This window comes from Fictibacillus terranigra (assembly GCF_030412265.1).
Lineage (GTDB): Bacteria > Bacillota > Bacilli > Bacillales > Fictibacillaceae > Fictibacillus_C > Fictibacillus_C terrinigri.
This window is the reverse complement of record NZ_JAUHLN010000002.1, coordinates 1,119,065-1,133,402: the sequence shown is the minus strand read 5'-3', so window position 1 is coordinate 1,133,402 and position 14,338 is coordinate 1,119,065. Positions and strand designations below refer to the sequence as shown.

The following is a 14,338-nucleotide window of genomic DNA, read 5'->3' as shown; positions in this document are numbered from 1 at the left end:
AAATTGGCTTGGGGGCTTTTTTTTCACGTTCATATTTACACAAAATTTTTATCAGTGGGGGAAAAACAGTGTTTTCTTATTTAAAGAGACTATTAATCGGAAGGCCGCTCAAATCAAATGAGTTAGGAGAGCAAAAGCTTAACAAAACAAAAGCGCTAGCGATTCTTTCCTCAGATGCATTATCATCTGTTGCCTATGGTCCCGAACAAATACTGATCGTCTTGGTCACGGTCGGTGCTGCCGCATTCTGGTATTCCATTCCAATTGCTGCCGGTGTACTCATTCTTTTAACTGCACTTATTCTATCTTACAGGCAGATTATCTTTGCCTATCCTCATGGAGGTGGAGCATATGTTGTTTCCAGGGATAATCTCGGAGTGAATCCAGGTTTAATCGCAGGGGGTTCCTTGCTCGTTGATTACATTTTAACTGTAGCGGTAAGTGTGTCAGCGGGTACAGATGCGATAACGTCCGCTTTTCCTGCACTGCATTCCTATACTGTACCGATTGCGATTGTGTTTGTTTTGTTTCTTACAACACTAAATCTCCGGGGAGTTACAGAATCGGCTTCAATCTTAGCCTATCCCGTTTACCTGTTTGTTGCCGCTTTATTTATCCTGATCGGGGTGGGATTGTATCAGATTTATACTGGGCATGTACCTGCTGACTTACATACGTCTGTTGGAACGCCGGTTGCCGGAATCAGTCTGTTTTTATTGCTGAAGGCCTTCGCTTCAGGAAGCTCCGCATTAACAGGTGTGGAAGCCATATCTAACGCGATACCGAACTTCAAGGATCCCGCACCGAATAATGCTTCAAAGACTTTGATGGCCATGGGCGGATTATTGGCAATCCTGTTTTCGGGCATCGTTTACTTGGCGTATTACTATGGAATTACTCCAAGTGTAACGGAAACCGTCGTCTCACAAATTGCCGATGAGACATTTGGAAGAAACTTTATGTACTATTTTATTCAGGGGACCACAGCATTAATTCTCATTTTGGCGGCAAACACAGGATATTCTGCTTTCCCGCTGCTCGCTGTTAACCTTGCAAAAGATAAATTTATCCCGCGGATGTTTACGATTCGCGGTGACAGACTTGGGTACTCCAATGGCATCATCACATTGGGAGTCAGTGCCATTATCCTGATTATCCTGTTTAAAGGACAGACGGAGCACCTCATTCCACTGTATGCTGTCGGGGTGTTTATCCCGTTCACCTTGTCACAGTCCGGCATGATCGTGAAATGGGTCAGGGAAAAACCAAAAGGATGGGTGACAAAGCTTATCATCAATGCCACTGGGGCGCTCATCAGTTTAACTGTAACGCTGATGTTCTTCTTGACTAAATTCACACAGGTGTGGCCGGTCCTAATTTTCTTGCCGATCATTGTGATCATCTTTCATAAGATAAAAACACATTATGAGTTAGTAGGACAACAATTAAGAATTAATCCGAATCATATGCCGAAGAAAATCGAAGGAAACGTCATTATCGTTCCTGTCGCAGGCATTACACAGGTTGTGGAAAACTCCATAAACTTTGCGACCTCTTTAACAGACCAGGTGATTGCCGTTTATGTGTCATTTGAGCGAGAAGACGAGAGAGTGTTCGAGGAAAAATGGAAGAAGTGGCAGCCGAATGTTCGTCTAGTTACCCTTCATTCTCATTATCGCAGCATTATTCAGCCATTGACGAAGTTTATTGATACTGTTCAGCATAAGGCCGGTGAAAACAACTACCAAGTAACGGTATTGATTCCTCAGTTCATCACAAAGAAAAGCTGGCACAATATTCTTCATAACCAGTCAAGCTTGCTCATCCGGGCGTATCTGCTCTTTAAACGGGATGTAGTGATTGCGACTGTTCCTTACCGCTTCAAAAAATAATGGATCGAATAAAAAACACTTCCGAGGAGTTTTTCCGCGGAAGTGTTTTTCTTGTTTATTATTTTTTTTTGAAAATGATGTGAATGGTGAGTAAACCATGTAAAACGGTGAGTAAAGTTCGCAAAACGGTGAGTATTAGAGGCAAACCCGTGAGTGAATCGTGTCGAACCGGGAGTAAACCCATCAAAACCGTGAGTAATTCTAAGCCAAGCCTTTAGCGCTGCCCATCAGGTGTGATTGTTTACCGACGCCACCCTGCGCTTGCTTTCTGACATTGATATCAGTGCCGCAGCCAGTGCGAAAATGATGAAACATCCCCCGACAGTGGCATTCGATTCTACGGTGGATTGCTCAATCACAAAACCGCCGATGGCTGAACCGAACGCAATTCCAAAGTGAAGCGCGGTGTTATTCAGGCTTTGCTGAATATCAGATGTTTCAGCAGAGGAAGATTCAATTAAATAGCTTTGCATCGCAGGTGTGATCGCCCAGCTGAGCATGCTCCAAATAATCATCACGCCTAAGAAAAGAGGAAGCGAAAAGGTTGTGTAAGGGATGACGAACATCGTAATCCCGAAAAGAATAATAAACCCGATGATCGACCGTTTTGTACCCAAACGGTCAGCAAGATAACCTCCGATTCCTCCACCGGCTACAGCCGCACAGCCAAAGACGAGATACACGATGCTTACCCACGTTCCGTTCAAGCCGAGAGCTGTTTTTAAGAAGGGCGTTAAATATCCGTAAAGAGTCAGATGACCGGCCAAGAAGAGAAAAGATGTTAACTGGCCGAACAGAAGCTTTCGGTCTTTCAGCGTCTTAATCTGTGTAACGAGCGAAACCGCTGGCTTTGACTCCATCTGGTCCATAAAGAAGTACACGCCGGCCATGGAAAGAAGAGTAAGCCCGGCGATCAATATAAAGGGTGCTCGCCATCCGAATGCATTTCCGAGCATTAGGCCGATCGGGACGCCCAGCACGAGAGAAGCACTGATTCCCATGAACACGACACCGATTGCCCGGGCGCGATACTGTTCTGAAACGATATTAGATGCCATGGTAATGCACAGAACAACAAGCAATGAGCCGCTCGCTGCTGATAAGATACGGGCGATGAGCAGTACACTGTACGAGGGGCTTATAATCGCGATGCCGTTTGCAGCGAAAAACACAAGTAGTGTAATCAGCGTCAATCTCTTTCTTTCCACTTTTGATGTGGCCATCAACAGAACGGGTGAGGCCACCGCAAAAACAAGCGAGAAGGCAGTGATGAGATAACCCGCATGGCCGATGCTGACGTTCAAGTCTTCTGCAACAAGATCCAATATGCCGCCTATAATTAATTCAACCATACCCACTACAAACGATACGATCGTTAATAAGTAAACACGTTTATTCATAGCACTTCATCCTTTGTATAAAAAGTTACCACTGTAATAGTAACATTTACGCGAAGAAAAACAAGATTAAAATTCGGCTGTACATAAATTGGAAGAGTCTGTGTTATCATTTACATAGCGATTAAAGTCAAGGAGTCAATAACATGCTGCAGCAATTCGGATTTACCCAATATGAAAGCCAGGTATATCAGTCATTAATCTCAGAGGATCAGCCGCTGGATGCGACTGGAATTGTGAAACGGTCCGGGGTCCCGCGTTCCAAAGTGTACGAGGTGCTGCACCGTCTTTCTGAAAAAGGAATGATCCTGGAATCAACTGTAGAAAAAAAGCGGCTCTATACAGCGCTGCCGATCGAGGCTACAATCAAAAAGCTCAAAGCAGACTTTGAGACCAATGTACAGCAGCTTAGAGAAGCACAAATTAAAAAAACAGTAACCGATGACCGGGTATGGACTCTGAAAGATAACCAGTCCATTCAATCTGTCCTGCAAGGTCTGATAGAGAAAGCCGAAAAATCGATCATCATTTCGGGATGGGCGGACGACTTAGCAGGCTATCTCCCGTTACTTGAAGAGAAATATAAGAACGGCGTCTCTGTAAAAATGCATGTGATCGGTGAACTAACCACGAAAATTCCTGACGTATCGACGTTAATACCGGATACTCAGCATGGAACGTTGGAGAGGAGCAGGATTCTCATCGCGGATGAAGAGGAGATGCTGTTTGCGGGTATGGAAGACACAGCATGGCAAGCCATTCGGACCAAATCACGCCCTCTCGTCAAATTTTTTGCGGAATTCTTTTATCATGATGTGGCACTCACAGAAATTACCAGAAAATACAAAGACACCGTGATGAAGGATGAGGCGGTCAGAAATGTGCTGTTGAACTTAAGATATTAGCTCTGTTAGGCAATGGCAGGTGAATGATTGGCGGGTGTGATGTGTAGTTTGGCATGTAACGTGCTGTGTTTGGCATGTAAACAGTGAAAACCCGCACGTCAACTGTAAAAAGTGGCTAATAATCGACAAAAAGTGGATGGTAAAGCTACAAAATTCGCACGTAACCAAAACATGCGGCAAGCCGAGATATAAAGAAGCCCTCGCTTAGCGAGGGCCATTTATTTGGAGAAATTTAACGAATTGAGATCGTCCTAAAACGGGTATTGACTCCTATAACGTAAATCTGACAGGAGTTGTTATTGTGGAAAATCAGAAACCGGTGATCGGGATTACATGCTCAACAAAGGATTTAGGAGGTCAGGAAACGGCTTATTTACATTATAGCTATGCGACAGCCGTTATGAATGCGGGCGCCGTTCCCGTGATACTTCCTATGGGTGACAAAGAGACCGTGAAAGAATGGACCGCCCTGTGTGACGGCCTATTGCTCAGCGGGGGAGAGGATATGGATCCCCAAAAGATCGGAGCTGAACCTCATCCGAACCTTGGAAAAGTGATTCCGGAACGGGACGAAACAGAAATTAATCTCATCCACTATGCGCAAGAGCAAAATCTTCCTATCTTCGCGATCTGCCGGGGAATTCAGGTATTGAACGGAGCATTGGGAGGAACGCTCATTCAGGATCTGAATGATGAGAAAGAGGATGTAATTAAACATTATCAGGATGGTGCACGTTCGGCTGCTACTCATTCCATCCGTGTAGACAAAGGTACTCTTTTATCCGAAATTCTTGGAACGGAAGAAATTTCGGTCAATAGTTTTCACCACGGTGCAGTAGATGAAGTGGCGCCGGGCTTAAAAGCTGTGGCCTGTTCGTCTGACGGGGTGATTGAAGCTCTGGAAAGCACGGATCGAGAAAAAAGCTGGATGCTAGCGGTTCAGTGGCATCCGGAAGATATGACAGCCGTGAGCGATGAGATGCATCAAATGTTTGTTCGTTTTGTGCAAAAGTGCCATGACTTGATGGAAAAAAAGCAGTCGGCTCTTTGATGCAGCAATCCTGTGAATAAGAAATGCGTTCGAAAAAGAGCTGTTCATCAGCTCTTTTTTAGTTTTTTTCTGGGGGGACGAACAATGAGAGGTGCTGGTTCAGGACATACTCTTGAAATGGAAGCGGCGCGCCTTCATCTCCACCAATGTTGGAATCTGACAAAAACTGGAGCCATCCCATGTTATAGAGTTTATATCTAAGATGGGAAATTTGTGCTTTGAAGCAACCCTTGGACAGAGATTATCCAAACTTTTTCCCAGGTTACTTATCTATTGAACTGTTTTCCAACAAAAAAATATTCCCTATGGTTTATATCCTAATTTAGTAGAAATCCGTAAACCAAATTCGATTATTTTTACTATTAAATCGTCTTGTCTTTCCTCGCCGTGACTTTCTCCATAAAATAAACAGTACTAAATAAGCTTCAGATGCGGTAATTTGAGGTTTTGTCAATAACTGTGTTTTTAAATAAGAAAGTACCCGTTACGGGTGGATATCTAACTCTTTCCCGGCGAACAAAAAAAGCACCAGCCCGGTGCTTTTTCGCTTATTTCAGTTTTACATTCGCCGCATTCTCGTAAACTTCCAGGGCTTCTTTTACACTCGCGTTCTTGCGGACGATCTGATGGATTGCCTGAATCATGGCGCCCGGGTGCTCTGACTGCCAGATGTTCCTGCCCATATCAACACCAGCAGCTCCTTCCTGCATCGCATTATAGGTCAGATCCAAGGCGTCCTTCATAGTGGCCAGCTTGGGCCCGCCAGCGATGACGACTGGCACGGGGCACGTGCTCGTTACTTTTTCAAAGTTATCGCAATAATAGGTTTTGATAATATCAGCTCCCATTTCTGCTCCAATTCGTGAGGCAAGGGCCAGGAAGCGGGCTTCACGTTTTTGCAGCTCCTTTGCAACGGCAGTAATGGCAAGGACAGGTATGCCGTAGTCGTGAGCGTCGGTGACAGCAGCGGCCAAGTTTGAAACCGTTTGAGTTTCATAGTCTGAGCCCACAAAAATAGAAACACCCACTCCAACGACATTATGACGGATGGCTTCTTTCATTGGAGTGACGATATGTTCATTTGCCAAATCCTTGCCTACGACGCTGGGACCTCCTGATACTCTTAATAACACTGGTTTTTCACAGGTTTCAGGTATGCAGGCAGAAAGGGCTCCTCTTGTCGCAAATAAGGAATCTGTATAGGGGAGGAGCTCTTTTACCGTTTCTCCCGGTTTCTCGAGTCCGTGAATAGGACCGAGAAAATAGCCGTGATCAATGGCAAGCATAACTGCTTTTCCTTCAGGCAGTATTTGATTCATTCGGTTTTTTAATCCCCAACTCATAGGATCACTCCTTCTCAAGATCTGGATTGTCGACAACAACAGAATCTTTGTCTTGTATATGCGGTGATTTAATGAAAACCGCTTTAAAGTTTTCACTCGATTGATTGATGAGGTAGTGTGCTTCGTTTGGCCGGACTTGAAGCATATCGCCGGGCTTAGCTGGAAACCGGACGCCGTCAATATAGAAATCAATAGACCCCTCTAGTACATAAAAAATTTCTTCACACGTGGTATGATAGTGGTTCGGGAAATCCTGGCCGGGCTTCAGGACAACGACGCCCAGGTCTACGTTAGGCCCTTTCGTTAAATATTTAGGACCGTGATCTCCAAAGCGAAAATCGTTTTCTGACTCATTCACTTTCTGCAAAACACCCACCCCTTTTTCATCTGCATTTATGAGCTGTCAAACAGAACCAGGTGCTTTCCACATATGTTTGGTCAGTCCCCGGTCAGAGAGTGACAGATGTTCCTTGTAGATGGCCTGCCATTTCTCAAAAACCTTCGCATAGAGAGCATGATTTTCTTTATTCGGTTCATAGATGTTCTCCCATTGGACGATCTCAAGGGCTGCTTTTTCAATAGTAGAGTAGATGCCCGCTCCATAGCCAGCAACGATCGCTGTTCCGAGGGCAGCCGCTTCTTTCACAAGCGGAACCTTCACCCTGATTCCGAGTACGTCGGAAAGAATTTGGCACCATAGCTTGCCTTTAGAGGCGCCTCCGGCAAAAATGACTTCATCAGGATAGTAACCGGTGTGTCCCTGTATCATTTTTAAATTTCCCAGTGTCACAAGGGCTGCATTTTCTTCAATCGCCCGGAATAACTCTTTTTTGCCGCACCGTTCCGGATCGAGGGAAAGATTCGTAAAAGAAGGAGAGGCATGCCGCCAGGAAATAAAATTCATTACATCCGAGAAAATAGGCGTGATGCCATAAGAACCGACCGGAACTTCGGCTGCCTGTTCTTCCAGCAATTCATAGGGATCTCTGCCCAGCTCTTTTGCAAGTTTCTTTTCTTCTGTACAAAAGGCGTCCCGAAACCAGCGCATGACGAGGCCTGGGAAGAAGACAATGGTTTCATACTGCCATAGGTGGGACAATACATGACAATTGATTCGTATACGCTGCTCAGGATGGGGGACAGGCAGAGCCACATTGACTTCTTGCTGCCAGAAACTTCCTCCTGAAACAAGGGTCTGCCCTTCCTTCACTACTCCGACACCGACGGAGGCAAGTTGAGCATCACCACCTCCTGAAAATACTGCTGTACCTTCAGTCAATCCGGTGATCTTTGCTGTTCCTGGTGTAACGTGGCCAAGTAAAGTCCCCGCTTCATGGACAGGAGGAAAAAGATTGCCTTTTATTTGGCATTCCTTGGTAATCTGCTCATCCCAACACCGTTTTTTTATATTAAAAATGCCGGTTGTGCACCCGTTGGAAGGATCGGCTTGCAATTTTCCACAAAGTTTATAAAGGAGCCAATCGTTCAGCATCGTGATAGTAGCTGTTTCCTTATAGATCTCAGGCTGATTTTTTTTGATCCATAAAAGACGAGGCAATGCTCCCAGCGCAAAGGTTTGGCCGGAAAGGCTGTACAGGTCCTCTTCAAGAAACGGACGCAGCTGTTTTAAGTCTGAAACTTCTTCTGAAGCTCGAGAGTCCACATTGGCACACGCCCAAATCTCTTTACCTTCCTTGTTATACAGAACAAAACCTTCCCGCATGCTTGTTGCACTGATTGCTTTGATGCATGAAGGTGATATCCCGGATTCCTGTATGGCCGCCCGGATGCATTCGGCCGTTACTCTCCAGTTCTCGGTTACATCAAAGTTCATGGAGCCGGGAAAGCGCGGATCTGCTGGATGATCCCATTCCTGCTGTGACATTGCCAGTTGTTTGCCTTTCGTATCGAATACAACTGCACGAATACTTCCTGTTCCAGCATCTAGTGCTAGGATGGCATCCATTCTTTTTTTGTCGCCTCCTTCTTCATTAATCGAATCGCACTTTCTTCATCGGTGATCAGCGTTTGAACGTATCCCCCTTTCAAAGCTCCGTAAATGGCGTCGATCTTCGTCTCTCCTCCTGCGACTCCGATTACATTTTTCAATCCTTTTAGATTAGAGATAGGTATTCCAATCAACCGATCGTGGTGTGGGAGGGTAAGAAGCTCACCGGCTGCATTATAAAATTGGCCGAGGATATCGCCGACTCCATTCTGTTTTTTGATAGAGGTCATTTCTTTTAAGGTCATTTTTTCCTCTTTAATAATGGTGGCATCGGGTGACAATCCGCCGATTCCGACGAGTATGACAGAGGATACATCGGCGAGTTCGAGGATGTCACCCACAGAAGGCTCGGAAAGAATACTTGATGCCATTTGTTGTGACGAGGCAAGAAACGGTGCAGGAATGATGTGGAATCGGCCCTGAAACTTGCTCAGCCCCCCATCAAGAGAGTAATTTTTTTTTTGAAAATAATAGTTCACTCCTCCAGTCAGCGTAACAATGGATACATTGGAAGCGGGATCAAGTGTCAGGTGCTGCAGTGTCCGTGTAACGGCTTCCCCCCACCCGATCCCAAGAAGCTGCTCTGACGCCAGGGTGCTCTCCAGGTACTGTGCGGCAGCCTTTGCCAACGAGTCTGATAGGCTGGATGCTGGAGTTGGAATGATGAAGGCATCGGATAGCCCGAAAGTTGTGATAAACTCTCTTTCGGTACTCAAACAGTTGGCTTCACTTCCCCGAATATGAAATTGGACAATTCCGTCAGACCGCGCTTTTTCCAGCATACGGACGATCTTGTTTCGGGAAAGATCGAGCAGATCCGCAATTTCATTTTGTGTCAGGTTGTTTTTATAGTAGTGCCAAGCAACTTTTACAACCAAGTTCTCCTCATAAGTGGATCTTTTCATGTGTTCCATCCTTTCCACATATGACCGTTGCTTCAACATATGTTCTGCCAAAAATGATTATGACCGCCTTCAATGCATGGAAAATTGGTTCTAAGGAATCATTCAGTAAGATAAAATGCTACAAATACAACTTTTCTTTTCGAACAAAAACTAAATGGTATAAAAATTGTTTGATTGGAAGGCAGGTGAATTCAATGGGTAAGGAATCCCTGTTACAAATGTCGGAGATCAAAAAGCAATTTTCTGAGAATCTCGTGTTAAAAGGCGTGGACATGAATGTATTATCCGGCCAAATTCATGCATTGATAGGAGGCAATGGAGCAGGTAAATCTACGTTAATGAAAATTATTACGGGGCTTTATCAGGCAGACTCCGGACAATTGTTTATGAAAGGGGAGCCGGTGCAGTTTAACTCTCCTGGAGAGGCACATAAGAAAGGTGTTTACCTCGTTCCGCAAGAACCATTAATCTTTCCGAATATGACCGTGGAGGAAAACATTTCGATTGGCCTCAAACAGACGAAGAAAGTGTTGAAACAAAAGATGAGAGAACTAAATTCTACACTGGGATGGAATTTGGATCTTTCTCGTTTAGCTTCCAGCCTGTCCATTGCCGAGCAGCAGCTGGTGGAATTACTGAGGGGGCTAATGCGTGATGCTGAGTTGCTGATCTTGGATGAGCCGACCTCGACACTAACCCACCATGAAATTTCGAGCCTTTTTAAAATCGTCAAACAGCTGGCACATAGCGGAAAAGGAATTGTATATATTACACACCGCTTTTCGGAAATCTTTGAGCTTGCTCATCATATTTCCGTTTTGCGCGACGGAGTGATCAGTGCTTCAGGCCCAGTTTCTCATTTTTCCTATGAAAAGCTGATTCAGAACCTGATGCCGGAAGGGAAAACGTTTGGTTCAACAATGTCAGTAGATCATTGTAAACAGGAGGAAAAGACAGAGGACAAAACTCCAATTTTAACTGTTAAAACCCTTTTTGGAAAGCGGTTTCGGTCTGTGTCGTTCAATGTGTTGAGGGGTGAAGTGGCAGGGATTGCCGGAATTGTCGGGGCAGGGAGGACTGAACTCGCCGAAGCGATTTTTGGCATATCACAGTGTGTTTCAGGAGAAGTTTTTCTCGACGGGGAAGATATATCCACTTTATCTGTCAGAGAGCGAATCGACAGAGGCCTCGTTTATATACCGGAAGATCGGAGTGCTCATGGCGTATTTTCGATTGCTTCGCTAAAAGGAAATTTAACCTCAGCCATACTGCATAAAGGGAAAGGATGGTTCCTTCCGTTTAAGCAAGAACAAAAGATAGCGGAACAGTACCTCAGACAGCTTAGTATCAGGGCGTTAAATAGCTGCCAGTCTGCCGAGTCTCTATCAGGAGGAAATCAGCAAAAAATTGTGTTAGGAAAATTTCTCGCTGCCGATCCAAAAGTCATTCTGTTTGATGAGCCTACTAGAGGGATCGATGCGAGTGCACGGATGGATATCTATGAATTAATTTCAGAGCTGAAGAAAAAAGGAATCAGCATCGTTCTTATTTCCTCTGATCCTGAAGAAATAATGGCCCTGAGTGACCATGTTTGGGTTATGCACGAAGGAAAGCTCGTCAAAAAACTGGAGAACGATGCCATTACACTTGATCAAATCACGAGTGCTTCCTTCGGTGTAGAAGAGGAGGTAACTGCTCCATGAAGGTTCTTTCGAGGCTGTTGCAAATTAGAGAGGCGTCTATCCTTTTGTTCATCTTTTTATTTGTGGGCTGTATTGGGATCGTTAATCCTGCATTCACAAGCGGGGATTCTCTCGGTTTGATTTTAAAATCCAGCATGATCCTGCTCGTTTTAGCGGTTGGGCAATCCTTTGTTTTATTAACAGCGAATATTGACGTATCCGTCGGATCAACAATGGGTCTTTCTGCAGCTGTCTGCGGAATATTGCTTTCTCATGGGGTGTCAGGATATCTTGCTGTAGGTGCAGCATTGGTTATCGGTTTATGCATTGGGGCGGCCAATGGATTGGGTGTTTCATTCTTTCGCATCCCATCTATCATAATGACACTGGGGACTCTCGGGATTGTAAGGGGTTATATGCTGTTTTATACAGAGGGAAGATGGATCGAGGACATCCCGCACTATTTTAAAGAACTGTCGGCGGCCGCTTTTCTAGGCATCCAGCTTCCGGTTTGGATCGGGGGGATTGCGGCTGTATTGGCCTTTATTTTTCTCTCAAGATTTTCGGTGGGCCGTTACTTTTATGCTGTAGGAGATAATGAGGCAGGAGCAAGGCTGATCGGGCTTCCTGTCCGCTTTATTACAGTGCTTGCCTTTACTTTTTCGGGTCTGTCGGCCTCGATTGCTGCTTGTCTGTTTGTCATGAATATCGGTTTTGTACCGAATCAAACAGGTTCAGGAATTGAATTACAGGTCATTGCTGCAGCCGTACTTGGCGGTGTAAGTCTGTCAGGAGGCCAGGGTTCTTTATTTGGTGCAGCGCTGGGAGCCATCTTTCTTGAGGTGATCAATCATTCTTTAGTCTTTTTAAAGGTTCCGGCTTACTGGAATAATGCCATATCGGGATTTCTTCTTCTTTTAATCGTGACAGGTGACAGCCGGTTTCAGCTTTGGCTGAAAGGAAACGGAAAAAAGAAAAAGCAGGAACAGGAAGATATGAACCGTTCTAAACTACCGAAGTCAGGAGAGGACGGATATGAAGATAAAGTGGTTCTATAGATGGGAGTTCTTTCTGCTGCTTCTATTCATTGTTGAAATTGCCATTTTTGGATGGATTAGTCCGGGATTTCTTCATGTGAATAACCTTCTGTTCAGTATGAACGATTTTATGTTTATCAGCATAGCGGCTATTCCCATGACACTTGTCATTATCTCAGGAGGAATTGATGTTTCCATCGGTTCGATCATGGGTCTTTGCTCAATCATTCTGGGAGTCTCTTGGTCACATGGAGTGAATGTTTGGCTGGCTGTAATCATTGCGATCTTCTGCGGGCTGGCTGCCGGCTTGTTCAATGGCCTGATCATTTTGTACAGCAGAGTACAGCCGCTTGTGGTGACATTAGGGAGTATGTTTCTTTTTTCTGGATTAGCACTTGTTATTTCCGGCGGATCCAAGGCATCCGGCTATGAAGGAATCAGCGGGTTTCCGGATGCGTTCGTGCAGCTTGGCAATGGAAGCTTCCTCGGAGTTCCTAACCCGGTTTGGTTCTTGTTCGTTATGACTGCTGCTTTTTGTACTTTGCTCCACTTTATGAAATATGGAAGAAGTGTCTATCTTGTCGGTATTAACAGCAAGGCTGCCTTATATAGCGGCTTGCGCATCAAATGGATATCGCTAAGCACGTATATCTTATCCGGATTGGGAGGTGGTTTAAGCGGCATACTGCTCACATCTTACTTCAGTTCAGCACGTGCAGATCTAGGTTCTGAAGCTGTATTGCCTGTTATTACTGCAGTGGTTCTGGGAGGAACGAGCATTATCGGCGGCAGAGGATCGATCGCAGGTACAGTGCTGGCCAGTATTGTCATCGGTTTTATGCAGTATGGCCTTCAAGCGATCGGTCTGACGAGTGAACAGGCGAGTATTGTCATTGGAGCGATGCTCATCTTGTCAGTCATGGCAAGGCAAAGTTCATTTCAGAAAGTCATGCAATGGTTTAGGCAAAGGAAATCGAATTCGTCTGATCTTATGTACTAAGGGGGAAATGAGATGAAAAGAAGAAGTGCCTTATCCTTGTTCCTTATTTTTGCACTAATGATCTCATTGTTGGCAGCCTGCAGCAGCGGTGACACCAAACAAAAGGCCAAGGAGGCCAAGGATGTGAAGCTTGCGTTCATACCAAAGCTGACTGGAGTGGGGTTCTTCACTTCTGGTGGTGAAGGGGCAAAGGAAATGGCTGACAAACTCGGTGTTAAATTGAAATATGACGGCCCCTCAGAAGCTACAGTTTCCGGGCAAGTCAAGTACATTAACAGTTTTGTGAACCAGGGGTATGATGCGATCATGGTATCTTCCACCTCTGTTGACGGCCTCTCTCAAACATTGAAGCGTGCTAGGCAAAAAGGAGTTAAGGTGCTGACCTGGGATTCAGATGTGAATCCAAAGGACCGTTCGTTCTATATTAACCAGGGTACTCCTCAGCAGCTTGGGCAGCTTCTCATTGATATGACGGCTTCTCAGATCGGAGATAAAGGCAAAGTAGCTTTTTTCTATTCCAGCCCGACGGTTACGGATCAAAATCAATGGGTCAAGGAAGCAAAAGACATCATCGCAAAAAAATATCCAGGATGGAAAATAGTTACCACCCAGTATGGTGAGAATAATGCCCAAAAATCATTATCCGTGGGTGAAGGGATCTTGAAAACCTATCCTGATGTAGATGCGGTCATCTGTCCGGATGCGACGGCTCTGCCGGCCATGGCACAAGCCGCTGAAAATCTGAAAAAATCCGGAAAGGTAACGGTAACGGGATTCTCAACACCAAATGTCATGCGGGATTTTGTTAAACGAGGTACGGTAAAACAATTTGGCTTATGGGATGTCAAACAGCAGGGAGCGCTCGCTGCCTACGTTTCCTATCTGATGACGGTCAAAGGAAAACATCTAAAAGTTGGCGACTCGTTCGATGTACCTGGAATCGGGAAAGTAAAAATTGAGCCGAATACCGTTCAGGGGTACGATTATACCGCTAAAGACAGCGGCATCATCCTGTTGCCTGAACGTGTGATTTTTACAAAAGACAATATTGATCAATATAATTTTTAGTGCTTCTGTTTGCCAGCCAATGAAGAGGGAGACTCAGTTCTGAGTCTCCC

The 14,338-nt window shown here is 45.1% G+C and carries 11 protein-coding genes and 1 pseudogene; 7 read left to right on the top strand and 5 right to left on the bottom strand.

The window, feature by feature from the left end:
• Nucleotides 1-68 precede the first annotated feature (68 nt).
• Nucleotides 69-1,892 (top strand): APC family permease, encoded by a 1,824-nt coding sequence (locus tag QYF49_RS13695; protein WP_290400130.1) that lies wholly within the window; start codon nt 69-71, stop codon nt 1,890-1,892.
• A gap of 227 nt (nt 1,893-2,119) precedes the next feature.
• Here the strand turns inward: QYF49_RS13695 and QYF49_RS13690 are convergent, their stop codons facing one another.
• Nucleotides 2,120-3,292, bottom strand: coding sequence for an MFS transporter (locus tag QYF49_RS13690; RefSeq protein WP_290400129.1), 1,173 nt, complete (start codon nt 3,290-3,292; stop codon nt 2,120-2,122).
• A gap of 143 nt (nt 3,293-3,435) precedes the next feature.
• Here QYF49_RS13690 and QYF49_RS13685 point away from each other — a divergent pair, with 143 nt between their 5' ends.
• Together QYF49_RS13685 and QYF49_RS13680 are read left to right on the top strand one after the other, a co-directional pair.
• Nucleotides 3,436-4,194: a TrmB family transcriptional regulator gene (locus tag QYF49_RS13685; protein ID WP_290400128.1), complete on the top strand. Its 759-nt coding sequence runs from the start codon at nt 3,436-3,438 to the stop codon at nt 4,192-4,194.
• Nucleotides 4,195-4,495: 301 nt separating this feature from the next.
• Nucleotides 4,496-5,245, top strand: coding sequence for a gamma-glutamyl-gamma-aminobutyrate hydrolase family protein (locus QYF49_RS13680; RefSeq protein WP_290400127.1), 750 nt, complete (start codon nt 4,496-4,498; stop codon nt 5,243-5,245).
• Nucleotides 5,246-5,793: 548 nt separating this feature from the next.
• On the opposite strand, the gene lsrF is transcribed toward QYF49_RS13680, so the two are convergent.
• Genes lsrF through QYF49_RS13660 form a run of 4 tightly spaced genes read right to left on the bottom strand, consistent with a single transcriptional unit; the run spans nt 5,794 to nt 9,501 of the window.
• Nucleotides 5,794-6,588, bottom strand: coding sequence for a 3-hydroxy-5-phosphonooxypentane-2,4-dione thiolase (gene lsrF, locus QYF49_RS13675; RefSeq protein WP_290400126.1), 795 nt, complete (start codon nt 6,586-6,588; stop codon nt 5,794-5,796).
• A 4-nt stretch (nt 6,589-6,592) separates the two neighbouring features.
• A complete protein-coding gene (locus QYF49_RS13670) occupies nt 6,593-6,955 on the bottom strand; it encodes a cupin domain-containing protein (RefSeq protein WP_290400125.1) in 363 nt (120 codons plus the stop codon).
• Nucleotides 6,956-6,991: 36 nt separating this feature from the next.
• Nucleotides 6,992-8,554: an autoinducer-2 kinase gene (gene lsrK, locus QYF49_RS13665; protein ID WP_290400124.1), complete on the bottom strand. Its 1,563-nt coding sequence runs from the start codon at nt 8,552-8,554 to the stop codon at nt 6,992-6,994.
• Complete coding sequence (locus QYF49_RS13660) at nt 8,539-9,501, bottom strand: sugar-binding transcriptional regulator (protein WP_290400123.1); 963 nt, start codon at nt 9,499-9,501, stop codon at nt 8,539-8,541. The genes lsrK and QYF49_RS13660 overlap by 16 nt, the downstream gene beginning before the upstream one ends.
• 194 nt (nt 9,502-9,695) lie before the next feature.
• Between QYF49_RS13660 and QYF49_RS13655 the strand changes: the two genes are divergently transcribed.
• The 4 genes and pseudogenes from QYF49_RS13655 to lsrB all read left to right on the top strand — a co-directional run bounded on the left by QYF49_RS13655 (nt 9,696) and on the right by lsrB (nt 14,288).
• A complete protein-coding gene (locus tag QYF49_RS13655) occupies nt 9,696-11,204 on the top strand; it encodes a sugar ABC transporter ATP-binding protein (RefSeq protein WP_290400122.1) in 1,509 nt (502 codons plus the stop codon).
• Nucleotides 11,201-12,136 (top strand): annotated as a pseudogene (locus QYF49_RS13650) (ABC transporter permease subunit); the annotation flags it as partial. The gene QYF49_RS13655 and the pseudogene QYF49_RS13650, both read left to right, overlap by 4 nt.
• Nucleotides 12,137-12,224: 88 nt before the next feature.
• Nucleotides 12,225-13,220 carry an ABC transporter permease gene (locus QYF49_RS13645; RefSeq protein ID WP_425589591.1) on the top strand — a complete coding sequence of 332 codons (996 nt, stop codon included), beginning with the start codon at nt 12,225-12,227 and terminating at the stop codon, nt 13,218-13,220.
• A 57-nt stretch (nt 13,221-13,277) separates the two neighbouring features.
• The gene (gene lsrB, locus QYF49_RS13640; protein WP_425589590.1) at nt 13,278-14,288 is read left to right on the top strand and encodes an autoinducer 2 ABC transporter substrate-binding protein LsrB; all 1,011 of its coding nucleotides are present in this window, start codon (nt 13,278-13,280) and stop codon (nt 14,286-14,288) included.
• Nucleotides 14,289-14,338 lie beyond the last annotated feature (50 nt).